Source organism: Alloalcanivorax balearicus MACL04, assembly GCF_025532145.1.
GTDB classification, from domain to species: Bacteria; Pseudomonadota; Gammaproteobacteria; order Pseudomonadales; family Alcanivoracaceae; genus Alloalcanivorax; species Alloalcanivorax balearicus.
The window spans coordinates 45,646-71,197 of sequence record NZ_ARXS01000009.1; the positions used below are offsets into that span (position 1 = coordinate 45,646).

Below are 25,552 nucleotides of genomic sequence, written 5' to 3' on the forward strand. Positions count from 1 at the left end.
CAGTGCCAAATGCTTTGTCCCGGCACCGATATTGTGCGCAGCAACGGTGCTTATGCCCTTCTATGCCCGAATTCCGGGCAATGCCTCCCTGGCCCGATTCTTGAATGCCCTTGTCCGGTGCAATTGGGGCGGGCTGCTTCCCGCTGGTGCAACCGGCCGCCCGGGCGGCCTTCGAGGACCAGGAATTCGATCTATGGGCATATCTCTGATTTCTTCGCGGCGATGGTTGGGATGGCTGGCGGTTTTGCTGCTGCCAGGCGTGGCTTCCGCCGACACCCTGAACCAGGCGGACACCGCCTGGATCCTGACCGCCACCGCTTTGGTGTTGTTCATGACCTTGCCGGGGTTGAGCCTGTTCTATGGCGGCCTGGTGCGCGGCCGGAACGTGCTGTCGGTGCTGATGCAGTGTTTCGCCATCGCCTGTCTGGTGTCGCTGATCTGGCTGGTGGCCGGCTACTCCCTGGCGTTCACCGATGGTGGCGCCGCCAACGCCTGGATTGGCGGTCTGGATCTGGCGTTTTTCGCCGGCATGACCCGTGAGAGCCTGTCCGGATCCGTGCCGTTGAGCCTGCACGCACTGTTTCAGATGACCTTCGCCATCATCACTCCGGCGCTGATTGTCGGTGCCTTCGCCGAACGTATGCGCTTCGGTGCCATGTTGGCGTTCAGCGGCCTGTGGGTGCTGTTGGTGTACGTGCCGGTGTGCCACTGGGTGTGGGGCGGTGGCTGGCTGGCCGAGCTGGGATTGTACGACTTCGCCGGTGGCACGGTGGTGCACATCACCGCCGGGGTGGCGGCGCTGGTGGCGGCGCTGGTGATGGGCCGGCGTAAAGGCTGGCCCGGGCAGGCGATGACGCCACACAACATGACCATGACGGTGACCGGCGCTGGCATGCTGTGGGTGGGTTGGTTCGGTTTCAACGGCGGTTCCGCCCTGGCCGCCGACGGCAACGCCGCCATGGCCATGCTGGTGACCCATATTTCCGCCGCCGCCGGTTCCCTGGCCTGGGTGACCATGGAGTATCTGAAGTTCGGCAAGCCCTCGGCGCTGGGTATCGCCACCGGCATGGTGGCCGGTCTCGGCACCATCACGCCGGCTTCCGGCTTCGTCGGGCCGGGGGCGGCGCTGGTGATCGGTCTGTGCGCCGGGGTGCTGTGTTTCTATATGGTGCTGGTGGTGAAACAGAAATGGCGGATCGACGATTCCCTGGATGTGTTCCCGGTGCACGGTGTCGGCGGCATACTCGGCACGCTGCTGGCCGGGGTGTTCGCGTCCACGGAGCTGGGGGTGTTCTCCGGCTTCGGTTTCGCCAAGCCGGACTACGGCATGTTGCAGCAAGTGGGCGTGCAGGCATTGGGCGTGGTGGTGACCTTCGTCTACACCGCCGTGGTGACCTGGGGCGTTCTGAAGCTGGTGGGGCTGTTCTCGCCGCTGCGGGTGACGCCGGACGAAGAGACCCAGGGTCTGGATCTGGCGTTGCACGAGGAACGTGGCTACGACCTGTAAAGGCGCCGAACGCCTGACGCTTTAGAACACCGGGTCGGGTAAAGCATCGTGGAGATAAATGAGGTTCATCGCGGAATAACGAGAATGTGGGCCTCCGTGCAGACCCGCTTCGAGTGAACCGCGGCACTTTGGGCTCCAACAACGTCGACCGCTGCCACAGAAGGGGCTACGAAGCGGCTGTGGGAAGCTTGCTTGCAAGCGAATCTTGGGGTCCGAAAGCCCATTCGCTTGCAAGCAAGCTTCCCACAGCGGCGTTGTAGCTGCCTTCGAATTTATGTCTCCAAGGCCAAAGAACATCTGCACTTTCCGGTTACCTCGAAGCGGAGCCGCGTTACGCCTTTGCGGGACCCTGCTTCACGGCGTTCCCGCAAAGGCGTAACGCGGCTCCGCTTCGAGGTAACCGGAAAGTGCAGATGCCAAACCGCGATGAACCACAAATAAGCGCTCTTAATGCTTGGTAACGACAACGCCATGCCGGGACCGCTATGCTCGGGGTATCGCAATGGGAGACCCCGGCATGGAAATCGACCCCTACGGCTGGCCCGCCGCCGGCACCCTGGATGTGCGCAAGCTGCCCACCCTCGCCAGCGAACCGCCACCACCACTGGAAGAGAGCCGGGAACGATTGCATGAGCACCAGCGGCGGCTGTATGCCTGCCAGCGTTATGGGGTGTTGCTGGTGGTGCAGGGACTGGATGCGGCCGGCAAGGACAGCCTGATCCGTACTCTGGCGCGGGCCATGGACCCCGCGGCGTTCCGCGCCTATTCCTTCGGCCGGCCGCTGGGGGATGAACTCAACCATGACTTTCTCTGGCGGGTATGGCCGCGTTTGCCGGCACGGGGGCAGGTGGTGGCGTTCAATCGCAGCCATTATGAGGCGGTCCTGGCCGAGCGGCTCTGGCCGGTGGTCGAGGTCCCGGAAGAGCCGGACTGGCCTGGCCGCTACCAGGCCATCAACGATTTCGAGCATCATTTGCACCGCGAAGGCACCCGCATCATCAAGGTGTGGCTGAACACCTCGGCGGAGGAGCAGCGCAAGCGTCTGCTCAAGCGTCTCAACAAGCCACGCAAGCGTTGGAAGTTCGAGCCGGCTGACATTGAGAACTGGTTGTCCCGCGACCAGTATCTGGAACGGGTCAATGAAACGCTGATCGCTACGCATACGGGGCACGCTCCCTGGCATCTGATTCCCAATGACGACAAGGGCGACGCCCGTGCCCGGGTGGCGCATGTGCTGGCGGAGACCCTGGCATATCTGGCGCCGGATTACCCGCGTGAGAACATTGAGTGCATCGGCCGATATCGGACTTTGTTGGCCGAGCCGGAGGATTGACCTTTTTGGCCTTCTTGGACCCGCGTACGGCTATTGCCACCCCCCAAGCCTTTCTATAAGGTACGGGAAAGTTTCGAACGGCCGTTTGAAAAGGAAAGGCGCGTCTCGAAGCCCTATCCCTTGAGCGAGGAGAACATAATGAGCGTTGAATTCCTGTCAGACGAATGGTTCGCGAAAGTGAAGGAAATTCGGGATGCGGCCGGCGACGTGTCCGCTCCGGCGGCTCTGGCCGATCTGGTGATCAACATTACGGTCAGCGGCGACGGTGGCGAGAAGGCGTTGTCCCTGGTGGGCGGTATGATCGAGGAAGGGCATCGCGACGAAGCGCCCACCACTCTGATTCTGCCGCCCGATCTGGCCAAGCGCATTTTCATCGAAGGCGACCAGTCCGCCGGCATGCAGGGCTTCATGAGCGGCCAGATCCGTATCGAAGGTGACATGAGCAAGCTGATGGCGCTGCAATCCGCCCAGCCCACCGACGATCAGAAGCAACTGATGAAGCAGATTCAGGACATCACTGCCTGATCACCGCCTTCTCAGCAAAACGCCCGGTGCCTTCGTGGCCCGGGCGTTTTTTTATGGGAACGCGGCACGCCAGATGCCGGCGTTCCCTTTGGCCTCTCCCCGCGATATCCGCTATCCTCTGCCACCCGACCCGATGTTGCCGGCATGCCCCGGCGACCTTTCCTGACCGGTTCAAGGATACGCCGTGACTCGCGCCAGCGAATTGCTTAATGATGCCGACCATATGGGCCGCCTGCTGGAGGGCTATCGCCCCCGCGAGCCCCAGTTGCGCATGGCCGACGCGGTGGACGCGGCGATCCGTTCCCACGGCACCTTGCTGGTGGAGGCGGAAACCGGCACCGGCAAGACCCTGGCTTATTTGCTGCCGGCGCTGCTCGGCGACGGTCCCACGCTGGTCTCCACCGGTACCAAGAGTCTCCAGGATCAGTTGTTCTTCAAGGATCTGCCGGTGGTGCTCAAGGCGCTGCCGGTACCGCGCAAAGTGGCCCTGCTGAAGGGGCGCGCCAACTATCTGTGCCCCTACCGCCTGGAACTGCACCAGGAAGAAGCCCGTTTCCTGACGCGGGAAACCGCCGAGCAGTTGCAGATCGTCGCCCATTGGGCCGGCCGTACCCGTTCAGGTGATATCGCAGAGTTGAAGCAGTTGCCGGAAGACGCGCCGGTGTGGCCCTGGGTGACCAGCACCGCGGATAACTGCCTGGGCGCGGAGTGCCCGCGCCATTCCGAATGCCCCTTGATGAACGCCCGGCGGGAGGCCCAGGAGGCGGACCTGGTGGTGGTCAACCATCACTTGTTCTTCGCCAATGCGGCGTTGCGCGGGGAAGGGGTGAGCGAACTGCTGCCCAGTGTCAACACGGTGATTTTCGACGAGGCGCACCAGTTGCCGGAGGTGGCGGCCAATTTCTTTGGCGATTCGCTGAGTACCCGGCAGCTTCAGGAACTGGGACGGGACAGTTTGTCGGAGGCGTCCAGCAATGCCATTGATGTGGGCGAGCTGAACCGCCGTATCAGCGCGTTGGACAAGGCCTGTCAGGATTTCCGCCTCAGCCTCGGTGAGCAGGAACGCCGCGCGCCCTGGTCCGAGGTGGCGGAATTGGAGGCGGTGCGGGAAGCGGGGCAGGCGCTGCGCGAGGCCACCTCGGAACTGGAAGCCTTTCTCAAACCCCACGCCAAGGCCAGCCGGGGATTGGAAGCCTGTGCCCGACGCGCCTGGGAGCACCTGCGTACTCTGGAGAATCTGTTGGAGGCGCAGGCGCCGAACCGGGTCTATTGGTTCGAGACGTTTCGTCGCACCGCGGTGCTGCACGGCACCCCGTTGTCGGTGGCGGCGCAACTCCGGGCTCAACGGGAACAGCACCCCTGTGCCTGGGTGCTGACCTCCGCCACCCTGTCCGTGGCCGGCCGTTTCGAGCATTTACAGAAGCGTCTGGGACTGGACGAGGCCGAGACGCTGCGTCTGGAAAGCCCGTTCGATTTCAAACGTCAGGCGGTGTTTTACGCTCCGGATGGCCTGCCGGCGCCGTCCTCGCCGGGGTATACCGCGGCGCTCTCCGAAGCCATGGTGCCGGTGATCGAAGCGGCCGAGGGGCGGACCTTTTTTCTGTTCACCAGCCATCGGGCGTTGCGCGAAGCCGCCGGTATTCTGCGCCAGCGCCTGAGCTATCCGTTGCTGGTGCAGGGCGAGGCCGGTCGCCGGGAACTGCTGGACGAGTTCCGGCGTCTGGGCAATGCGGTGTTGCTTGGCACCAGCAGTTTCTGGGAAGGCATTGATGTGCGAGGCGATGCGCTGAGCTGTGTCATAATCGACAAGCTGCCGTTCGCGTCGCCGGGTGATCCGGTGGCGGCGGCCCGCATCGAGTACATCAATCGCAACGGCGGTAACGCCTTTCGTGATTACCAACTGCCCCAGGCGGTGCTGGCCCTGCGTCAGGGCGCCGGCCGTTTGATCCGCGATCCGCAGGACACCGGCCTGCTGGTGGTGGCGGATCCGCGCCTGCTCAGCAAGGGCTACGGGCGCATGTTCATCGACAGCCTGCCGGGCATGACCCGCACCCGTAAGCTGGAGGTGGTGAAACGTTTTTTCGATTACATCAGGAATCGCTGACCGTGCCCGGCACCGTGTTCCGCCGGATCGGCTCCGCGACCTTCTCGGGAGTAGCCAGCCGATGACCCGTATTGTCGCCATCGAAACCGCCACCGACGCCTGCTCCGTGGCGCTGTGGCAGGACGGTGCCGTATTGGAAAAGTTCGAACCCGGCGCGCGCCGGCAAACCGAACGAGTATTGCCGATGGTGGAGGAACTCCTGGTCGAAGCGGGCATCGAACTCTCCTCGGTGGACGCGCTGGCGTTTGGTCAGGGCCCGGGTTCCTTCACCGGGGTGCGCGTCGCCACCTCGGTGGTGCAGGGGCTGGCCTTTTCACTGGACTTGCCGGTGGTCGGTGTCTCCACCCTGGCATCCTGTGCCTTGGCCGCCCATGATCGCCATCCCCGCTTTCAACGGATCGTCGCGGTGTTCGACGCCCGCATGGGGGAAGTGTATTTCGGCGCCTATCGTTGTGGCGGTGACAAGGTGGAAGCACTGTGTGATGAAGGGGTGTTCGCACCGGAACGGATTCCCGTGCTGGATGGCGGCGACTGGCTGCTGGCCGGTTCCGGAACGGTTTATCAGGACGCGCTGCGCGACCGCCTGACCTGGGCCGGGATGGACGCCGAGGCGATGCCTCGCGCGGCCACCGTGGCTCGTCTGGCGGTGGCGGCGGTACGGGAAGGTCGCACCGTGCCGGCCGAGCAGGCGCAGCCGGTTTATTTGCGCGATCGGGTGGTTCAGATAGGGAGCAAGTAATGATCGAGTGGGATTTGCCGAATGTGCACCATCTGCAAGTGGTGGTGCCGAAGCAGGCCATTGATGTCATGGGCCACGTCAACAACACCGAGTATCTGCGTTTCATGGAGCAGATCGCCTGGCACCACACCCAGGCGCTGGGGCTGGGCTGGGACAAATACCAGCAGCTCAACCGTGGCATGGTGGCGCGTCGTACCGAAGTGGATTATCTGGCGCCGGCGTTTGAAGGGGAGTCTCTGCTGGTCGGCACCTGGATCGTGGAGAACGACGAGCGCATCAGTATCACCCGCCGTTATCAAATCATCCGTGAATCCGATGGGCTGACGCTGCTGCGTGGCCGTACCCGCTGGGTCTGCGTGGCGCTGGATTCGGGCAAACCCCGCCGTATGCCGCCGGAGTTTTTGTCCGGTTACCAACTTACCGCCCGGGAAGACTGAGCCGAATGGATGCCTTTCAAGCCGTTATCCTGGCCCTGATCCAGGGCCTTACTGAATTCCTGCCCATCTCCAGCTCCGCTCATTTGATTCTGCCCTCGGCCCTGTTCGGCTGGCCCGACCAGGGGCTGGCTTTTGACGTGGCGGTGCATCTGGGAACCCTGCTGGCGGTGGTGGTGTATTACCGCCGGGATCTGTTGGCGATGACCGGTGGCAGCCTGAAGGGGATCCGCACCAGCACCATGAACAGCGAGTTGCGTCTGACCCTGCTGGTGGGGCTGGCGACAATACCGGCGGTGGCCGCCGGTTTTCTGGCCAAGGATCTGATCGAGAACGAATTGCGCTCGGCCATGGTGATCGCGGTGACCACGGTGTTCTTTGGCGTGCTGCTGTGGCTGGCGGACGTGCTCGGCGCGCGTCGGCGCGGTACCGAGACCATGGGCGTGGGCAGTGCCTTGTTGATTGGTTTGGCGCAGGCGCTGGCCCTGATCCCCGGCACCTCGCGCAGTGGCATTACCATCACCGCGGCGTTGGCGCTGGGCTTTCGCCGTGAAGACGCGGCCCGCTTTTCCTTTCTGATGTCGATACCGGTGATTCTTGGCGCCGGCCTGCTCAAGGCCAAGGATCTGGCGGAAAGCACGGTGCCGGTGGACTGGCTGCACCTGATCCTGGGCGTGGTGGTCAGTGGTGTGGTGGCCTACCTGACCATTGTGTTCTTCCTGCGTTTGCTGGATCGCATTGGCATGCTGCCGTTCATGATCTACCGGCTGTTGCTGGGCGGTGTGCTGTTCTACGTTATTTATTCGGCAACGGCGCTGTCTTGATACCTCTGGCCTGTCTCCCCGGCGCCCCGGACCTGAAGGGTGTCCCTCGTGTGGAGGATGTGGCCAGTGCCCGGGAGCAAGGCATTGAACTGGTGCTTGGGCGTGTCGAAGACCGCCTTTCCTTGTGGGCGCCGGCGCAAAAAGCGGTGCCTTTGTGCGTGGATTTCCTCGGTGGCCGCCAGGGGTACCGTCTGGCCGCGGACCGGGTGCGTCATGAGCGATTGATCAAGGCGTTGGGGAAAGTCGTCAACGAGCCGGCGCGGGTCTGCGATCTCACCGCTGGCCTTGGCCGCGATTCAGCGTTGATGGCCCAAGCCGGCTTTCAGGTACTAATGGTGGAGCGCGAGCCGGTGCTGCATGCCTTGCTGGCGGACGGGTTGGCGCGTGCGGCGGGCACGCCGCTGGCGTCCCATCTCACTCTGCTGCCGCTTGCCGACGCGCGGGATCTGACGGTTGTTCTGGAAGGACCGTTCCACGCGGTGTTTCTCGATCCCATGTTTCCGCCCAGGGACAAAAGCGCGGCGGTAAAGCAGGATTTGCGCTGGTTGCAGCAGTTGTGTCGGTACCCGGATGAGGACGAGGAGCAGGCGTTGCTGGCCATGGCGCGGAGCCTGGACGCGCGCAAGGTGGTGGTCAAGCGTCCGCGACGGGCGCCGCCGCTGGCGGCGGTGGCGGCCTCGCACAGTCTCGAGGGCAAGACCGTTCGCTTTGATGTCTACACTTCACCCTCCGTCCGCAAGTGACGCGGTTTTCCACGGAAGATGCTACGAGCCACTGTGAGGACTTGTCCGCAAGTGAATGTGCGGCGGGATTCGCCAGCAGGCTGGCTCCCACAGTTGTGCTACGAAGCCGCTGTGGGAGCTTGCCTGCAAGCGAATCTCTACGTCTGGCTGTGCGGCTCGTCCGCCAGCGCTCGTTCCAGCTCCGGGACTCGCGTCACCCGCTGGATCGCCTGACTGACGTCGGTGCTGAGAATACGGCGGGCTTCGTCATCCAGGGCCCGCAGATGATCGCCGAACTGCAGCATGCCGGCCTCGTCCTTCCACACCAGCCCAGTGTCCAGCAACTGCTGGATGAAAGTGCGTAACACCACCTTGTCGAAAAACTCCGGTGAATTGAATTCGTACAGCAGCGACAGTCTTTGCGTGGTGCGGCTGGCGAGCTCCGCCAGTTGCTCCGCTTCGAGCCGACCGCCGCCGTACTGCACCAGCAGACGGATGGTCAGATAATAGCGCTCCAGGGACGGCATCACCGTCTGACCCAGATGGGCCAGCATGTCCGATGCCACGGTGTGAATCGGCGCGCCGTGCAGGCAATCGCCGTCACGTTCCACCAGACCGTGTGCTTCCAGCATGCCGACGATGCGATTGACCGCATCGGTCAGTTCGTCGCCTTCCTGCCAGTGCAGGAAATACTCGTTGCGGAAGAACGGGTAGAGCAGGGCGACCATGCGCTGCAGCGTGCTCTGATTCAGACTGCGGGCATTGAAGAACAACGAGCAGATCAGTCCCGGCAAGACGAACAAATGCAGGCTGTTGTTGCGCACATAGGCCATTTGCAGCGCGGTGGCCGGATCGGTGGTGACCACGTCGCCGAGGGGGTGGGATACTCGCAACAGAAACTCGTGTTTGAGCCCGTAGTCGATCAGGGCATCGGCGTCGGTGTCCGCCAGGCAGGCGGTGTCACTGTAAGGGGCTTCGTTCAGCAGCGTGATATACAGCTGCAGTTGCTGCCGCAGCTGTTGCAGATCCATGGTGTGTTTGGGCGTTGCCAGCAGCGCCAGGCTGATCAGATTGACCGGGTTGGCCACGGCGGCGGCGTTGATGCGCGTGGCCACTTCCTGGCCCAGGGCGTTGACCGTCTGTTTGAACCAATCCGGGGACTCCTGGGCGTCCAGTGTCTCGCCGCGCCAGCCTTCCCGGTGGTCATCGAGGAAGTCCACCAGTTTGATCGGTTCGCCGAAATTCACATGCACCTGGCCGAAGTGGCTGCGCAGCACTTTTACGGATTTCAGCAGCCCAAAGACCGATTCCTTTTTCTTTTTCTTGCCGTGCAGTTCGCCAATATAGGAACCGCCTTCGATGACCTTTTCATAGCCCACATAGACCGGTACGAAAGCGATGGGTTTGCGCGCATCGCGCAGGAAGCTGCGCAGGGTCATCGCCAGCATGCCGGTGCGGGGTTGCAGCATGCGGCCGCTGCGGCTGCGGCCGCCTTCGATAAAGTATTCAATGGAAAAGCCGCGCGCGGTGATGGTGTGCAAATACTCATAAAACACCGCCGCGTAGAGCGGATTGTCACGAAAACTGCGACGCATGAAGAAAGCACCGCCGCGCCGCAGAATGGTGCCCACCACCGGCAGGTTCAGGTTGATACCGGCGGCGATATGCGGTGGCACCAGGCCATTGCGATAGACCACGAAGGACAGCAGCAAATAGTCGATGTGGCTGCGGTGGCAGGGCACGTAGATCACTTCGTGATCCCTCGCCACCTGCGTGAGATTGTCCAGATTATAGAGGCGAATGCCATCGTAAAGGCGGTTCCAGACCCAGTTGAGAAACAGCTCCAGCGCCCGGATCACGGTGTGGGAATAGTCGGCGGCGATTTCCAGCGCGTAGCCTCGGGCCCGGGCGGTGACTTTCTCTTCCTTGTCCTCGCTGCTGGCGATCTCTTCCTGGATCGCCTGGCGCACCGCCGGAGACTGAATGATGTCATTGGTCAGGGTGCGCCGGTGAGACAGGTCGGGGCCGATGGCCGCTTCCTGCTGGCGGCGGAAGTGCACCCGCAGAACACGGGATGTCTTGCGCACCACCTGGTCCACATCATCGGACTGGTCGGCAAGCACGCGCAGGGATACCGGCGGGCTGAATTGCAGGTACAGATCGCGGCCCTGGGTAAGAATGATAAGAAACTTCTTGATAAAACCCGGTGGCGCCCAGGTATCGGAGAACAGAATCCGCCACAGGGAATTTTCCTTTTCCGGTTGGCGTCCCCAGAACACCGACACCGGCACTAATTGCACATCCAGGTCCGGGTTGTCGTGCAGGGCACGCACCAGTTTCCGCAGACGCGGCGGCACCAGGGCATCCCGTTGCCGGGTGCCCGTCACTCCGCGTTTGTACAAGTAGAAATAGCTGCGGCGCAGATGCTGTTTGCCCAGACTCAGGGAGGAATTGGCGGCACTCAGCTTCTGCTTGCGAGTGGCCTGATGCACCACTGCGGCGTCTGCCACGGAGCGATCTCGCATTACATAGACCACCGGTTTGTTCGGGTCCAGTTGCAATTCTTCGGGATCCGCCGGCAGTGCCGTGGCGCGGGTGCATAGCCGCATGAAGGCGCGGATCAGCAAAAACAACAGTCGGTCGAGGCCTAGCCATGGACTCATAAAGCGAGCTCTTGGGTATCCGGGTAGAGGTCGATTCTACCGGACGCGGACCGATGGCGCCCACCATGGTGATTCACACTGGCGCGGAATCGAACGGTATCCACGGTCATAGCGTTACCGGGACCGATTAACCGCTCCGTCCGTATGGCATTTCTTCCCGCAATCCGCGATCATCCTGATTCGCGATACCCCCGTATTAAAGGAGTAACCCGTGTCCGAACACCAGGCCGGCCTGTTTGACCGTCACTATACCCATCATCTTTTCCTGGAATTCGCCCTCGGCGCTGGCGCCGACATGGACGGGGTGCGCCAGGCCTTGCGCGATGTGCTGGCGCGGGCACCGGCCAGCACCCCGCTGTTGATGGCGTTCGGCCCCGGGCTGTGGCGGAAGCTGTCCCGCTCATTCACCTTTCCGCCGTTCTCCCTGGAAGGCAAGGCGCCTTCCACGCAGGGGGATCTGTTGATCTGGATCCAGGCGGAAAATCCCAGTGACCTGTTTGACACCGCCCTGGCGGCGTCGCGGCGGTTGCGTGAGGTATTGGCTCTGCAACTGGAGGTTCAGGGTTTCGTTTACCACGATATGCGCGATCTGTCCGGCTTCGTCGATGGCATTGGCAACCCCACCGGTGACAAGGCTCTGGCCGCCGCGGTGATTCCGGAAGGGCAGCCCGGGGCGGGTGGCAGCTGGATGATCACGCAGAAATGGGTGCATAAACTCGAAAGCTTCAACGCCCTGCCGGTGGAAGAACAGGAAAAGGTGTTCGGCCGTACCAAGGCCGACGCGGTGGAGTTCGATGAGGAGAACATGCCGGAGAACTCCCACGTTGGCCGCACCGATGTGGACCATGATGGTGTGCCGCAGAAAATCTGGCGGCGCTCGGTACCCTATGGCACCACCACCGAGCACGGTTCCTACTTCATCGCCTTCACCTGCGAGCGGGAACGTTTCGAGTTCCTGCTACGGCGTATGTACGGCATGGTCGACGGTGTTCGCGATCGTCTGCTGGATTACAGCAGGCCGGTCACGGGCTCCTGGTGGTACGCGCCCAGCCAGGAATGGCTGAGCGCGCTCTGAACCACCGGCAAACGGGCGGGCAGGTCGGCATGGCTCCGCCGCCCGCACCGGCGCCGGCCCCACGGGCCCTCACCGGTGTCCTGCTGATGGCCGCCGGCGTCGGCATCCTGCCGTTGATGGACAGCCTGGCCAAATACCTCAGCGACGAATACCACGTGGTTCAGGTTACCTGGGCCCGGTATCTGTTCCATTTCCTGCTGCTTGGCGCACTGCTGCTTTGGCGCTTGCCCTTGTCCGCGCTGATCCCGCGCCATGCCGGCCTGCAGGTGATCCGTAGTGCTTTCCTGCTCAGTACCACCCTTTGTTATTTCGGTGCCATTGCCTTTTTGCCGCTGGCCAATGCATTGGCTCTGGCGTTTCTCGGGCCGCTGGTCAGTACCGCTCTGGCGCCGCTGATCCTGGGCGAAAGCGCTGGCCCGCGCCGTTGGATCGCGGTGACGGTGGGTTTCCTTGGCACTCTGGTGGTGATCCGTCCCGGCTGGGGCGAGTTCCATTGGGCCTCATTGCTGGGATTGGGGGCGGGGGTGTCCTACGGGCTGTACCAGCTCACCACCCGGCGCCTGTCCGGCAGCGGCCGTCCCTCGGTGACGCTGTTTTACACCTCGGTGTTTGGCCTGGCGGTGCTCAGTTTAATCGTCCCGATGGTCTGGCGCTGGCCGGACCCGGCCACTTGGGGACTGATGCTGTTGATGGGCTCGGTGGGCGCCCTGGCGCACTTTCTCATCATCCGCGCCTTCGAATACGCCAGCGCCCCGGTCCTGTCCCCGGTGAGCTATATGGAAATGGTCTCCGCGGTCACCCTGGGCTGGCTGATCTTCGGCGACTTCCCCGACCCCTGGACCTGGGCCGGGATTGGATTGATCGTGGTCAGTGGGTTATTGATTGTTATATGGGAATGATAAGAGCAGTTAATAGTGAACAGTGAATAGTTAACAACGAAAACAAGAGCCACCGAAAAGGTTTTGTGCACATTGCAAATCCCCTCATGCGTCCCTGCAACGGTGTTTTTCACTATTCACTGTTACTTGTTACTTATTAACTAGTCTCTGCTTTTCCCAAACATTTTCCGGACCAGGAACGGAGTCAGCTTCAGGCTGGCGCCGAGCCATTGCAGCGGGCTTTTGGGGAAAGCAAAGTACAGGGCGTTGAGCAGGCCCTTGTAGGTGGCGTGGTCGAAGGGGTACCACCAGAGGTTACGCTTGGCCGGGAGTAAGTCCCAGTTGATCGCTTTGACGTGGGTCATTTCCTCCAGGCCTTCCGGGCCGTGGGTGCGGCCGATGCCGGATTCCTTCCAGCCGCCCCAGGGGGTTTCCGACAGGCCATGACTGTAGAGGTGGTCATTGAGGGTGGTGACGCCGGATTCCAGCCGGGCGGCGAGGGCGCGGCCTTTTTTGTTGTCGCGGGTCCAGATCGAGGAGGTCAGGGCCAATTTGGAGTCGTTGGCTTTTTCCAGGGCTTCCTCGGCGTTGGCCACAGCAGTGACGGCAATGATCGGGCCGAAGGTTTCTTCACGCATCACCAGCATGTTGTCGCTGACCTGGGTGAGCAGGGTGGCGGGCAGGAAATAGCCGTTTTCCACCTCGCCCACCGGTCGTGACTGGGCCTCGATACGCGCGCCTTTGGCGAGGGCGTCTTCCAGATGTTGTTCCACCGTGCGTTTCTGGCCCTCTGTGGTGAGGCTGCCAATGTCCACCGGGATGCTTTTATCGTTGCCGGGACCATGGCGCAGGGCGCGGGTTTTCTTCGCCAATAGTTCGACGAAGTCATCGTACACTGAAGCTTCCACATAGACGCGCTCGACACCCCCGCAGCTTTGCCCGGCGTTCTGGTAACCGGCCCAGGCGGCGCCGTTGCTGGCACGCTCCAGGTCGGCGTCGGCCAGCACGATCATCGGGTCGTTGCCGCCCAGCTCCAGCGACAGCGGCGTCAGTGTTTGCGCGGCCTGGGCCATCAGCACCTTGCCGGCGTTGACGCTGCCGGTGAAGAAAAGCTTGTCCACGCCATTTTCAAAGAAGGCGGTGGCCACTGCCGAGCCGGAGCCGACGATGTGCTGGAACAACCCGTCCGGCAACCGGCCGGCCTCGACGATGCCCTCGATGGCGCGGCCCACCGCCGGGGTGGCGGCGGCCACCTTCAACAGCACGGCGTTACCGGCCATCAGGCCCATGATGATTTCACCGAACGGAATCGACAGCGGGTAGTTCCAGGGGCTGATAATGCCCACCACGCCCAGGGGCAGGCGGCGAATCTCGGTGCGTTTATTGGCGAACAACAGACTGCCGCCGGGGCGGCGTTTCGCCGCCAGGACTTTCTCCGCGTTGCGACTGTACCACTGGCAGGCCAGGGCGCAGGGCAGCACTTCGGTGGCCAGGGCGTCGACCAGGGTTTTGCCGTTGCTTTCGCTCACCACTCGCGCCAGTTCCTCGGCGTTGTCGCGAATGTAATTGCGCATGCGCTTGATGTGGACGGCGCGTTCCTTGAACGATTTGGCGGCCCAGATCCGCTGCGCCTGACGCGCCTTCTCGAAACGTTCCGGCAGAGTAGCGAGGTCGGTTTCATTAAGTTCCGCTACGGCTTTGCCGGTGGCGGGGTTGGTGTCGATCACGACGGTCATGGTTACGGCTCCGGCGGCAACATTGAATCACTGGCGGTAATAGTGGAGCGATCGGGAAAGCCATGCCATGGCCGGGGCGCCGGGGATGAGGGCTGCTGTGGGAAGCTTGCTTGCAAGCGAATATTGCCAACGTCCGAAGTAACCCCATTCGCTTGCAAGCAAGCTTCCCACAGCGGCTTCGTAGCGACCTAATAAGTCACACCAGAAGGTTTTCCAGCACCCGTCGATAGATTCCGGTGAGGGTATCCAGTTCGCTGATACTGGTGTGTTCGTCCACTTTGTGGATGGTGGCGTTTACCGGTCCCAGTTCCACTACCTGAGCGCCGGTGGGGGCAATGAAGCGGCCGTCGCTGGTGCCGCCGGCGGTGGACAACTCGGCATCGCGGCCGGTTTCCTGGCGAATCGCCGCCACGGTGGCGTCCACCAGGGCACCGCGATCGGTGAGGAACGGCTGCCCGGACAGAGTCCATTGCAAGTCATAGTCCAGGCCGTGTTTGTCCAGAATCGCCTCGGTGCGCTGGCGCAATATCGCTTCGGTGAGTTCGGTGGAGAAACGGAAATTGAAAAGTACCCGGCAATGGCCGGGAATCACGTTGGTGGCGCCGGTGCCGGCCTGAATGTTGGAAATCTGGAAGCTGGTGGCGGGGAAGAAGTCGTTGCCCTGGTCCCATTCCTCGGCGGCCAGTTCCGCCAGGGCGGGAGTGGCCTGGTGCACCGGGTTTCGGGCCAGGTGGGGGTAGGCCACATGACCCTGGATGCCTTTGACCGTGAGCACGGCGCCGAGGGAGCCGCGCCGGCCGTTTTTAATCACATCGCCGACGGTGTTGGTGGAGGAGGGCTCGCCCACCAGACAGTAATCGATGGCCTCGTCGCGTCCCTGTAAATACTCCACCACTTTGACGGTGCCGTTCATCGACGGCCCTTCTTCGTCGGCGGTGATCAGAAAACCGATACTGCCGTGGTGATCGGGGTGGGCGGCGACGAAATCCTCCACCGCCGCCAGCATGGCCGCGATGGAGCCTTTCATGTCCGCCGCGCCGCGACCATAGAGCAAGTCTCCGTCGATAGTGGGGGCGAACGGATCATGGGTCCATTCCTCGCGTTCCCCGGTGGGCACCACATCGGTGTGCCCGGCGAAGACGAACAGCGGGCCGCCGTTGCCGCGCCGCGCCCACAGATTGCGCACCTCTTCGAACCACAGGGTTTCGCACTGGAAACCCAGGGCTTCCAGTTTTTCGATCATCCAGTCCTGGCACCCTTCGTCTTCCGGCGTAACGGAAGGGCGGCGGATCAGTTCCCGGGCGTAGTCGAGGGTTTTGCTCACCATGGGCTCCCGTGTCGGTGTGGGCGTCAGTTGTGCTTGTGCAGTTCTTCGTTCAGGGCGATGGCGCTCTTGTTGGTCCGGCACTGCACCGCGCCGCTTTCCGAGTTACGGCGGAACAGCAGATCGGATTTGCCGGCCAGATCCCGTGCCTTGACGGTATCGACCACGTCGCCGTTTTCGTCCAGCACTTCCACCTTGGTGCCGGAGGTGATGTAGAGGCCCGCTTCGATGGTGCAACGGTCGCCCAGCGGGATGCCGGTGCCGGCGTTGGCGCCGAGCAGGCAGCCTTCGCCCAGGGAAATGACGATGTTGCCGCCGCCGGACAGCGTGCCCATGGTGGAAGCTCCACCGCCGATGTCGGAGCCCTTGCCGACGAACACGCCGGCGGAGATGCGGCCTTCGATCATGCCCGGGCCTTCGGTGCCGGCGTTAAAGTTGATGAAGCCCTCGTGCATGATGGTGGTGCCTTCGCCCACATAGGCGCCGAGGCGGACCCGGGCGGTATCGGCTATGCGCACGCCGGTGGGGACCACGTAGTCGGTCATTTTCGGGAACTTGTCAACGCTGTTCACTTCCAGCAGCTTGCCGTTGAGGCGGGCCAGCAGTTGACGCTCCGGCAGCTCTTCCAGATCCACCGCGCCTTCGTTGGTCCAGGCCACGTTCGGCAGCAGCGGGAAGATGCCGCTGAGTACCACGCCGTGGGGTTTCACCAGGCGATGGGAGAGCAGGTGCAGCTTCAGATAGGCTTCCGGGGTGGAGGCCGGCTCGGCATCGGTTTCCAGGATGGTAAGCACCACCGGTCGCTCGGATTCCTGGAACGCCACCGCGTAGCTGGCCTCATGCTCGAAACCGGCTTCACGCCATTCCCGGGCCAGGTGTTGCACCTGGCGATGGGTCAGTTCCAGGGCGGCATTGCCGCCTTGGTAGCCCACTTCCTCACGCACGACCTCAATCAGTTTGGGATCCGGATTCAGGTAAGGATCCGGATAAAACACTTCCAGCCAGTTGTCATCGCGGTTCTTGGTACCGCAACCCAGGGCGAAGGCGAAAATCGTGCTCATAACAATCTCCTTTGGCGTCGAACGTCAGACCGGGGCGCCCGACGCTAATTAAAACAAAACTCTTTTAGAACAAGGCTTGCCATTGGTCGGCGTTGAAGCCGGCCACCAGGGCCTCTCCGTGCTGGAGGATCGGCCGTTTAATAATGGATGGATTGTCCAGCGCCACGGGCACGGCCTGTTCGGCATCCATGTTGTCGCGCACGGCCGGGTCCAGTTTACGCCAGGTGGTGCCGCGACGGTTGATGACGGTTTCCCAACCCAGGGTATCGATCCAGCGGCGCAATTCCGCTTCCGGCACGCCTTCCTTTTTGTAATCGTGAAACACGTACTCCACGCCCTGGTCGTCCAGCCAGACCCGGGCCTTCTTCATGGTGTCGCAGTTCTTGATGCCGTAAAGGGTAGTGGCCACGGTAAGCTCCTTGCTGTGTTCATATGCCGGCGGTTACAGACGCTTGATCAGCGCGCGCATGCGCTCGGCGCCTTCCACGCACTGGTCCAGCTCCGCCACCAGCGCCATGCGCACCCGGTTATTACCGGGGTTGCGGCCGTTCACGGTGCGAGACAGATAGCGGCCGGGCAACACGGTGACGTTCTCTTCCGCCTTCAATTGACGGGCGAAACTTTCGTCGTCGATGGGTGTGCGCGGCCACAGGTAAAAGCCCGCGTCCGGGGCGGATACCTTAAGTTCGTCACCGAGAATGTCCAGCACCGCGCGGAATTTTTCCACGTACAGGGCGCGGTTGGCTTCCACGTGGGTTTCATCGTTCCAGGCGGCGATACTGGCCAGCTGGTGATGGACCGGCATGGCGCAGCCGTGGTAGGTGCGGTAGCGCAGGAACCGTTGCAGGATTTCGCCATCGCCGGCGACGAAGCCGGAACGCAACCCCGGCAGGTTGGAGCGTTTGGACAGGGAGTGAAACACCACGCAGCGGCGGTAGTCGTGGCGGCCCATTTCCGCGCAGGCCTGCAGCAGGCCGGCGGGCGCCTGATTCTGATAGATTTCCGAGTAGCACTCATCGGAGGCGATGACAAAATCGTACTTGTCAGCCAGTTGGATCAACGCTTTCAGCTGTGCCTTGGAGAGGGTGGCACCAGTGGGGTTGCCCGGAGTGCAGATGAACAGCAATTGAGTGCGGATCCACACGTCTTCACCGACCGCGTCAAAATCCGGTTGCAAGCCGGAAGCGCTGGTGCACGGCAGGTACACCGGCTCGCCACCGCCGAGCAGCGTGGCGCCTTCGTAGATCTGATAGAAGGGATTGGGCATCAGTACCAATGGCCGGCGCTGCCGGTCCAGCAGGGCCTGGGTGAAGGCGAACAGCGCTTCGCGGGTGCCGTTCACCGGAATCACCTGCCGGTCATGATCCACCGCGGTCAGTTTGAAGCGGCGCACCAGCCAGTCAGCGATGGCCTGGCGCAGTTCCGGCAGGCCGTTGGTGGCCGGATAGCGGGACAGTAAAGCGGTATTCTCGCGCAGCACTTGCTGCACGAATTCCGGTGCCGGATGTTGTGGTTCGCCGATGGAAAATGACACCGGGGCTTTGTCCGAGGCGGGCAGGTTGTTGAACAGCGTCGCCAGTTTTTCAAAAGGGTAGGGATGCAGCTGCTCCAAATCCGGATTCATGAGGCGCCGGCGCTCCTTGATCAAAAAGTGGTGGAATAAGTGTCGTTCTGATTGCGCTTGTCCAGTTCCTGCATGAGCGTGTCCTGCAGGTGCTGGCACAGTTCCGGGTCGGACACCGGATCACCGTTGAGGTCGGTGACGAAGAACACATCCTCGACCCGTTCTCCCAGGGTGGCGATGCGGGCGTTCTGCACCAGCAGTTCGAACTGCACGAAAATGCGACCGATGTGGGCCAGCAGGCCGGGGCGGTCCAGAGTGTGGATATCCACCACGGTGCGATCGTTGACGATGTCGTTGCTGATCACCACCTGGGTTGGCACGTCGAAATGCTTGTGCCGGCGCGGCATGCGCCGGCTTACCGTGGTGCCGAACTTCTCCGGGTGTTTGAGCGTCTCGGTCAGGGTCTGGCGAATGTGTTCGATACGCGGCCAATCATCGCCGATCGGCGTGCCATGTTCGTCCAGGACGATGTAGGTATCCAGACTGAAGCCGTCGGCACTGGTGATGATGCGGGCGTCCATGATGGTCAGGCCCAGGCTGTCGAGGGCGTTAACGGTGGCGGCGAACAGATTCTGGGTATCGGGCGTGTAGATAAAGATTTGCGAGCCGCCTTCGGTTTGCCCCTGGCCCATCTGGTTCTCACGGATCAGCACCAGCGGATCTTCCGGATTGGGGCGGCCGAGCAGCGCCTCGGTGTGCCAGGCGATATCCCAGGGGGTTTCGCGAAGAAAATACTCATCGCCGATGTTGGCCCACAGTGCTTCCACCGCCTGCGGATCCTGATCGCGATCCATCAGCATTTTAAGCGCCGCTTCGTGGGTTTCGTCGACCCAATCCTGTTTGTCCAGCGGGTTGTTCAGGCCGCGGCGCAGGGCGCGCTTGGTTTCCACGTACAACTGGCGCAACAACGAGGCGCGCCAGGAATTCCACAGGCTCGGATTGGTGGCATTGATGTCCGCCACGGTGAGCACGTAAAGGTAGTCCAGATGCACCAGGTCGCCGACCACGCGGGCGAATTCGTGCACCACGTCCGGATCGGAAATGTCCTTGCGCTGGGCGGTGACACTCATGGTCAGATGGTTCCGCACCAGCCAGGCCACCAGTTTGCCGTCCCAGTTGCTGAGGCCGTGGCGCTGGCAAAAGGCAATGGCGTCCTCGGCTCCCAGTTCGGAGTGATCACCGCCGCGGCCCTTGGCGATGTCGTGGTAGAGGCCGGCGACATACAGCAGTTCCGGCTTCGGCAGGCGGTAGAACACCTCGCTGGCCAGCGGGAACGTTTCGCGCATGTCGTCATAACGCAGCCGGCGCATGTTCTTGATCACCAGCAGGGTATGGGCATCGACGGTGTAAATATGGAACAGGTCGTACTGCATCATGCCGATGATGCGGCCGAACTCGGGCAGGTATTTGCCGAGCAGCCCGTAGCGTTTCATCCGCCGCAACTGGGTGAACAACGAGTGAGGGCTGCGCAGCAACTGCATGAACAGGGCGGTGTTGGCCGGATCGTTGCGGAACTGATCGTCGATGGTGGGCCGGGCTTCGATCAGCGCGCGAATAGTCTCCGCACGAATGCCTTTCAGGTCCGGGTTCTGGGCCAGTAGCACGAACATTTCCAACATCGCCGAAGGGTGCTTCTGGAACACGTCCGGAGCGCTGATTTCCAGGTAATCGTTGCGCGCCTGGAAGCGGCGGTTGAGCGGGCGTCTTTGTTTCGGGGTGGATAGTTCCGGGGTGCCGGAGCGCAGAATCGCTTCGTCGAACAACTGCAGCAGCATTTCGTTGAACACCGACATGGCCAGCGCCACCCGGTAGAACCCTTTCATGAAATGCTCCACCGCCAGGTTGGCGTCGGAATCCCGGTATCCAAGGCGGTCCGCCAGTTGCCGTTGATGGTCGAACAGCAGCCGGTTTTCATTGCGCCCGGTGAGCGTGTGTAGCGCCCAGCGGATGCGCCACAGCTCGGCCAGCCATTTTTGCAGCAGCGCGTGTTCCTTGCGGGTGATGAAGCCCGCTTCGACCATGGTGTCGATGCTGTCGGCGCCGAAATGCCGGTGCGCCACCCAGGAGATCATCTGAAAATCACGCAGGCCGCCGGGGGCGTTCTTGAGGTCCGGTTCCAGGTTGTATTCGGTGTCGTTGTGCTTGGCGTGGCGGGCGGTCTGCTCGTCCCATTTGGCGGCGAAGAAGCGGTCCGCCGGCCACATCCGGTCCGGGGCGGTGCGTTCGGCCAGGGCGGTCAGGACCGCGTTATCGCCGGCCAGGGTACGTGCCTCCATGATATTGGTGGCGACGGTGATGTCCTCGGCCGCCAGGGCCACGCACTCGTCAAGGGAGCGTACGCTGTGGCCGATTTCCAGGCCGATGTCCCAAAGAAAGGCAACAAAGCCTTCCAGGGAACCGCAGGCCTGCTCGTCCGGGCGCTGGCGGAACAGCACCATCAGGTCCACATCGGAATAGGGGTGCAGTTCGCCGCGGCCATAGCCGCCCACGGCCACCAGGGCGGCGTCGCTCAGATGGTCCAGGCCGAACAGGGACCAGGCGGCGATCAGGACCCGGTCCACCAGGGTGGCGCGGCTGTGCACCAGATCCTCGATCGGAGTCTGGTCAAAGGCGGCGTCCAACTGCGCCTGTCCTTCCTCCAGGTAAGCCCGGGCGGTCTGTCCCGGTTGGTCGGTGCCGCGCAGGCGTGCAAGAAGGTCGGACTGGCTCAGAGGGGGCGTCAACGTCATGCTGGAACCTGCCACATAAAAGAAGGGGCCGGCGCAAGGCCGGCCTCCGGGTTGGACGAGCCACCGGGCTGGCGGTGCCGTCCGCTCATTCTACACAAACCACCGATGACACGAACGGATCAATACAGGTCCTGTTCCTCATTGCGTGCGGTGAGCACTTCGTAGCCGTCGGCGGTGACCGCGATGGTATGCTCCCATTGGGCGGACAGCTTGCGATCCTTGGTGACCACGGTCCAGCCGTCCGGCAGCACCTTGTTGGAGGCCTTGCCGGCGTTGATCATCGGTTCGATGGTGAACACCATGCCCTCGACCAACTCCAGGCCGGTGCCGGTTTTGCCGTAGTGCAGGACCTGGGGCTCCTCGTGGAAGCCCTCGCCGATGCCGTGGCCGCAGTATTCGCGTACCACTGAGAAGCGCTCGCTCTCGGCCAGTTTCTGGATGCGGTGGCCGATGTCGCCCAGACGCACTCCGGGTCTGACCATCCTGATACCGGTCAGCATGCACTCGCGGGTGGTTTCCACCAGGCGGCGGGACAGTACCGACGGCTCACCCACGTAGTACATTTTGCTGGTGTCGCCATGCCAGCCGTCCTTGATCACGGTGACATCGATATTGACGATATCACCGCTCTTGAGCACCTTTTTCTCATTGGGAATACCGTGGCAGACCACGTGGTTCACCGAGGTGCAGATGGACTTCGGAAAAGGAATGCGGCCGGGCGCGCCACCATAACCCAGGCAGGCGGGGATGGCCTTCTGCTTGTTGACGATGTGGTCATGGCAGATACGATCCAGTTCCTCGGTGGTCACCCCCGGCTGAACGTGCTCGCCAATCATTTCCAGGACTTCGGCGGCCAGACGGCCGGCTTCGCGCATTTTGGCGATTTGTTCGGGGGTTTTGATCACTACATTCATGCCAGGAACCTGTTCGTGGTAAAGGATGTCGTCGTCAATGAGCCGCGGCAAATAAAGACCGAAGTCAGTAAAGGTCGAGAACGAGCCCGGTGTCTACCCTGGAGATCGAGGGAAAAATACCGTGTTTTCAGAGACTTGGACGGACCCGGTCGGGTAGCGGCCGGGTCTTTTCCGTTGCCTCGATGGGGGCGGTCGTGGTATAAAGCGCCCGCTTTCTCACTCGTCGGCGGTGCCGCATTGTAACCGTTCGGCGCTGAGGAGTGGAGCCTTGGACCGGGCAACCCTTCCCAATACCGGGAAATGGGGGCTCCGGCCGGGTAAACAACGACACACACGTTCCGACACATGGCTCGGGGTGCTTCCAGGCGCTTCCTCTCTATTTATTAGGGAAGGGGAGACCGGAGGTTGGGTCATGAGGGGACGTGGAGGCCTAACCCTTGGAGTTTACATTATGTCTAGCGTAACCATGCGCGATATGCTGAAGGCCGGCGTGCACTTCGGCCACCAGACCCGTTACTGGAACCCGAAGATGAAGCCGTTCATCTTTGGTGCCCGCAACAAGATTCATATCGTTAACCTGGAATCCACCCTGCCGCTGTTCAACGAAGCCATTGGCTTCCTGAACAAACTGGCCGCCAGCAACAACAAAGTGCTGTTCGTTGGCACCAAGCGCGCCGCCCAGAAGGCTATTCGCGAGGAAGCCACTCGTTGCGGCATGCCTTATGTGGATCACCGTTGGCTCGGCGGCATGCTGACCAACTGGAAAACCATCCGCCAGTCCATCAAACGCCTGCGTGATCTGGAAGCGCAAAGCGAGGACGGCACCCTGGCCAAGCTGACCAAGAAAGAAGCCCTGATGCGTCACCGGGAAATGGAGAAGCTGGAACGCTCCATCGGTGGTATCAAGGAGATGGGCGGCCTGCCGGATGCGCTGTTCGTGATTGATGTGGACCACGAAGACATCGCCGTTCAGGAAGCCCGCAAACTGGGTATTCCGGTGGTGGCGGTGGTGGACACCAACTCCGACCCGGATGATATCGACTATGTCATCCCGGGCAACGACGATGCCATTCGCGCTATTCAGCTCTACGTCCAGGCCGCCGCCGACGCGATCCTGGAAGGCAAGGAATACGCGAAAAACAGTGGTGCCGGCGGCGAGAGCGAATTCGTCGAGGTAGTGGAAGACTCGGAAGCCGACCAGGCCGAGGGTTGATTCGCGTCGGGCCGGGGCATACTCCGGCCCGTACCACCTGATTCAACACCCTGTTAAAAGATTCAAGAGGTAAGCATGGCTGCTGTAACTGCTGCAATGGTGAAAGAGCTTCGTGAGCGCACCGGCCTGGGCATGATGGAATGCAAAAAGGCGCTGGTGGAAGCGGACGCGGACATCGAAAAAGCCATTGATGACCTGCGCAAATCCGGCCAGGCGAAAGCCGCCAAGAAAGCCGGTCGTACCGCCGCGGAAGGCGCCGTGGTCGTGGCTACCAGCGACGACAAGTCCCGCGCGCTGATGGTTGAGATCAACTCCGAAACCGACTTCGTCGCCCGCGACGAGAACTTCCTTGGTTTCGCCGACAAAGTGGCTCAGGCCGCTCTGCAGGCTGGTGTCACCGACGCCGCCGGGATCGCTGAACTGAAGCTGGAAGATGGTGCTTCCGTGGAAGAAGCGCGTCAGGCTCTGGTGCAGAAAATTGGCGAGAACATTCAGGTGCGTCGCGCCGTGGCTCTGAACGTGGAAGGCGGCGTGGTCGCCTCCTACGTGCACGGCGGCAAAATCGGCGTGCTGGTTTCCCTGTCCGGTGGCGATACCGAGCTGGGTAAAGACGTGGCCATGCACGTGGCCGCGGTAGCGCCGATGGTGGTCAAGTCCGACCAGGTGCCCGCCGAGACGCTGGACAAAGAGCGTGAAATCATCCGCGCTCAGCCGGATATGGAAGGCAAGCCGGCGGAAATCGTCGAGAAAATGGTCGGCGGCCGCATCAACAAATTCCTCAAGGAAGTGAGCCTGCTGGATCAGCCCTTCGTGAAGGATCCCAACACCTCCGTTGGCAACCTGGTGAAAGGCGCCGGTGCCGAGGTGGTGGCTTTCGAGCGCCTGGTGGTGGGCGAAGGCATCGAGAAGGAAGAAGTGGATTTCGCCGCGGAAGTGATGGCTCAGGCGAAACGCTAAATTGCGCGCCGCATGGCGTGCCGGGGTGGCGGCCGTAAAGTCTGCATATTTACGCCGCCGCGCCACCAAAACGCCTTGTTGGGCTCCCCAGCAAGGCGTTTTTTTAAGATCATGAACAGGCTTCAAGCAGCCTATTGAAACCGGGTGCCAACCGGTGCGCCCGATGGCTTTGGCGCCGATGGCCGCTCTCTCTTCATGAGGGCGCGCCATGTTGTCCGCGGGCCCCGCGGAGACGGCGTGGCAAGCGTGTGAGCGAATCTTCGCCGGCGCGATTAAACAGTTGCATCCTCGCGTGCGGCGGGTAGTGTGTCGAGAGTCCTGTGGCTGCGGTACGCTTGCGGGCCGGGTCATTTCAGGCGCACGGACCGAACGATTAGCAAATGGCGGATATTCCATGAGTGGCGGAGAGCATGATATGGCCAAGAGCAAGGAGCGTTCACCGCGCTACAACCGCATCCTTCTCAAGCTGAGCGGTGAGGCGTTGGCGGGTGATGAGGGGTTCGGCATCGATCCCCGGGTACTGGACACCTTATCCCTGGAGATTGGTCAGTTGGTGGGGATTGGTGTTCAGGTCGGCATCGTGATCGGTGGCGGCAACCTGTTTCGCGGCGCCGCCCTGCAAACAGCCGGCCTGGACCGGGTGGCGGGCGATCACATGGGGATGTTGGCCACGGTCATGAACGGCCTGGCCATGCGCGACGCGCTGGAGCGCTCCAACATCCGCACCCGGCTGATGTCGGCCATTCCCATGAGCGGCATCGTGGAGCATTATGATCACCGGCACGCCATCCGCTATCTGAAAAACGGCGAGGTGGTGATCTTCTGTGCCGGCACTGGCAACCCGTTCTTCACCACGGATTCCGCCGCCTGTCTGCGCGGTATTGAAATCAGCGCCGACGTGGTGCTCAAGGCCACCAAGGTGGACGGTGTCTACGACGACGATCCGGTGAAGAACCCCGAAGCACGCAAATACGACCGCCTGACCTTCGATCAGGTGCTGGACAGCAAGCTCGGCGTGATGGACCTGACCGCCATTTGCCTGTGTCGTGACCATGACATGCCGTTGCGTGTGTTCAACATGAACAAGCAGGGCGCGTTGCTGAATCTGATGCTGGGGGGCAGTGAAGGCACCCTGGTGGCGTCCGAAGTACAGGAAGCGGGCTCCGAAACCGCATGATACGGCGGCGCAG

21 protein-coding genes are annotated in these 25,552 nt (G+C 62.1%); 13 read left to right on the forward strand and 8 right to left on the reverse strand.

Features of this window, described 5'->3' with window-relative positions:
• Positions 1 to 193 precede the first annotated feature (193 nt).
• The 8 genes from MA04_RS09550 to MA04_RS09585 all read left to right on the forward strand — a co-directional run bounded on the left by MA04_RS09550 (position 194) and on the right by MA04_RS09585 (position 8,209).
• Positions 194 to 1,507: an ammonium transporter gene (locus tag MA04_RS09550; protein WP_262460242.1), complete on the forward strand. Its 1,314-nt coding sequence runs from the start codon at positions 194 to 196 to the stop codon at positions 1,505 to 1,507.
• 517 nt (positions 1,508 to 2,024) lie between these two features.
• Positions 2,025 to 2,840, forward strand: coding sequence for a polyphosphate kinase 2 family protein (locus MA04_RS09555; RefSeq protein ID WP_262460243.1), 816 nt, complete (start codon positions 2,025 to 2,027; stop codon positions 2,838 to 2,840).
• 138 nt (positions 2,841 to 2,978) lie between these two features.
• Positions 2,979 to 3,365 (forward strand): SCP2 sterol-binding domain-containing protein, encoded by a 387-nt coding sequence (locus tag MA04_RS09560; protein ID WP_014994252.1) that lies wholly within the window; start codon positions 2,979 to 2,981, stop codon positions 3,363 to 3,365.
• A gap of 184 nt (positions 3,366 to 3,549) precedes the next feature.
• A complete protein-coding gene (locus MA04_RS09565) occupies positions 3,550 to 5,469 on the forward strand; it encodes an ATP-dependent DNA helicase (RefSeq protein ID WP_014994253.1) in 1,920 nt (639 codons plus the stop codon).
• Between the two features lie 61 nt (positions 5,470 to 5,530).
• Positions 5,531 to 6,208 carry a tRNA (adenosine(37)-N6)-threonylcarbamoyltransferase complex dimerization subunit type 1 TsaB gene (gene tsaB / locus MA04_RS09570; RefSeq protein WP_262460244.1) on the forward strand — a complete coding sequence of 226 codons (678 nt, stop codon included), beginning with the start codon at positions 5,531 to 5,533 and terminating at the stop codon, positions 6,206 to 6,208.
• A complete protein-coding gene (locus MA04_RS09575) occupies positions 6,208 to 6,645 on the forward strand; it encodes an acyl-CoA thioesterase (RefSeq protein ID WP_014994255.1) in 438 nt (145 codons plus the stop codon). Before tsaB ends, MA04_RS09575 begins: the two co-directional genes overlap by 1 nt.
• Positions 6,646 to 6,650: 5 nt before the next feature.
• Positions 6,651 to 7,466, forward strand: coding sequence for an undecaprenyl-diphosphate phosphatase (locus tag MA04_RS09580; protein ID WP_262460246.1), 816 nt, complete (start codon positions 6,651 to 6,653; stop codon positions 7,464 to 7,466).
• Positions 7,467 to 7,516: 50 nt separating this feature from the next.
• Positions 7,517 to 8,209 (forward strand): class I SAM-dependent methyltransferase, encoded by a 693-nt coding sequence (locus tag MA04_RS09585; RefSeq protein WP_262460247.1) that lies wholly within the window; start codon positions 7,517 to 7,519, stop codon positions 8,207 to 8,209.
• 137 nt (positions 8,210 to 8,346) lie between these two features.
• Here the strand turns inward: MA04_RS09585 and plsB are convergent, their stop codons facing one another.
• A complete protein-coding gene (gene plsB, locus MA04_RS09590; protein ID WP_041716968.1) occupies positions 8,347 to 10,851 on the reverse strand; it encodes a glycerol-3-phosphate 1-O-acyltransferase PlsB in 2,505 nt (834 codons plus the stop codon).
• 211 nt (positions 10,852 to 11,062) lie between these two features.
• Between plsB and MA04_RS09595 the strand changes: the two genes are divergently transcribed.
• Positions 11,063 to 11,926: a Dyp-type peroxidase gene (locus MA04_RS09595; protein WP_262460248.1), complete on the forward strand. Its 864-nt coding sequence runs from the start codon at positions 11,063 to 11,065 to the stop codon at positions 11,924 to 11,926.
• A 29-nt stretch (positions 11,927 to 11,955) separates the two neighbouring features.
• Entirely contained in the window at positions 11,956 to 12,825 is an 870-nt protein-coding gene (locus MA04_RS09600) for a DMT family transporter (protein WP_262460249.1), read from the forward strand.
• A gap of 140 nt (positions 12,826 to 12,965) precedes the next feature.
• On the opposite strand, the gene MA04_RS09605 is transcribed toward MA04_RS09600, so the two are convergent.
• The 7 genes from MA04_RS09605 to map form a co-directional block, all read right to left on the reverse strand.
• Positions 12,966 to 14,540, reverse strand: a complete 1,575-nt coding sequence (locus tag MA04_RS09605; protein WP_262460250.1) for an aldehyde dehydrogenase family protein — start codon at positions 14,538 to 14,540, stop codon at positions 12,966 to 12,968.
• Positions 14,541 to 14,736: 196 nt separating this feature from the next.
• On the reverse strand, positions 14,737 to 15,867 hold the full coding sequence (dapE, locus tag MA04_RS09610; RefSeq protein WP_262460251.1) for a succinyl-diaminopimelate desuccinylase: 1,131 nt from the start codon (positions 15,865 to 15,867) through the stop codon (positions 14,737 to 14,739).
• 23 nt (positions 15,868 to 15,890) lie between these two features.
• On the reverse strand, positions 15,891 to 16,925 hold the full coding sequence (gene dapD, locus MA04_RS09615; protein ID WP_262460252.1) for a 2,3,4,5-tetrahydropyridine-2,6-dicarboxylate N-succinyltransferase: 1,035 nt from the start codon (positions 16,923 to 16,925) through the stop codon (positions 15,891 to 15,893).
• Positions 16,926 to 16,989: 64 nt separating this feature from the next.
• Entirely contained in the window at positions 16,990 to 17,334 is a 345-nt protein-coding gene (locus tag MA04_RS09620) for an ArsC family reductase (protein ID WP_262460253.1), read from the reverse strand.
• A gap of 33 nt (positions 17,335 to 17,367) precedes the next feature.
• Positions 17,368 to 18,549 (reverse strand): succinyldiaminopimelate transaminase, encoded by a 1,182-nt coding sequence (gene dapC / locus MA04_RS09625; protein ID WP_014994265.1) that lies wholly within the window; start codon positions 18,547 to 18,549, stop codon positions 17,368 to 17,370.
• Between the two features lie 20 nt (positions 18,550 to 18,569).
• The gene (locus MA04_RS09630; protein WP_014994266.1) at positions 18,570 to 21,278 is read right to left on the reverse strand and encodes a [protein-PII] uridylyltransferase; all 2,709 of its coding nucleotides are present in this window, start codon (positions 21,276 to 21,278) and stop codon (positions 18,570 to 18,572) included.
• A 119-nt stretch (positions 21,279 to 21,397) separates the two neighbouring features.
• A complete protein-coding gene (gene map / locus MA04_RS09635) occupies positions 21,398 to 22,192 on the reverse strand; it encodes a type I methionyl aminopeptidase (RefSeq protein WP_262460255.1) in 795 nt (264 codons plus the stop codon).
• 451 nt (positions 22,193 to 22,643) lie between these two features.
• Here map and rpsB point away from each other — a divergent pair, with 451 nt between their 5' ends.
• From rpsB to pyrH, 3 genes are all read left to right on the forward strand, one after another.
• Positions 22,644 to 23,405, forward strand: a complete 762-nt coding sequence (gene rpsB, locus MA04_RS09640) for a 30S ribosomal protein S2 (protein WP_014994268.1) — start codon at positions 22,644 to 22,646, stop codon at positions 23,403 to 23,405.
• A gap of 75 nt (positions 23,406 to 23,480) precedes the next feature.
• Positions 23,481 to 24,362 carry a translation elongation factor Ts gene (gene tsf / locus MA04_RS09645; protein WP_262460256.1) on the forward strand — a complete coding sequence of 294 codons (882 nt, stop codon included), beginning with the start codon at positions 23,481 to 23,483 and terminating at the stop codon, positions 24,360 to 24,362.
• Between the two features lie 415 nt (positions 24,363 to 24,777).
• Positions 24,778 to 25,539 carry a UMP kinase gene (gene pyrH, locus MA04_RS09650; protein WP_014994270.1) on the forward strand — a complete coding sequence of 254 codons (762 nt, stop codon included), beginning with the start codon at positions 24,778 to 24,780 and terminating at the stop codon, positions 25,537 to 25,539.
• Positions 25,540 to 25,552: the final 13 nt, after the last annotated feature.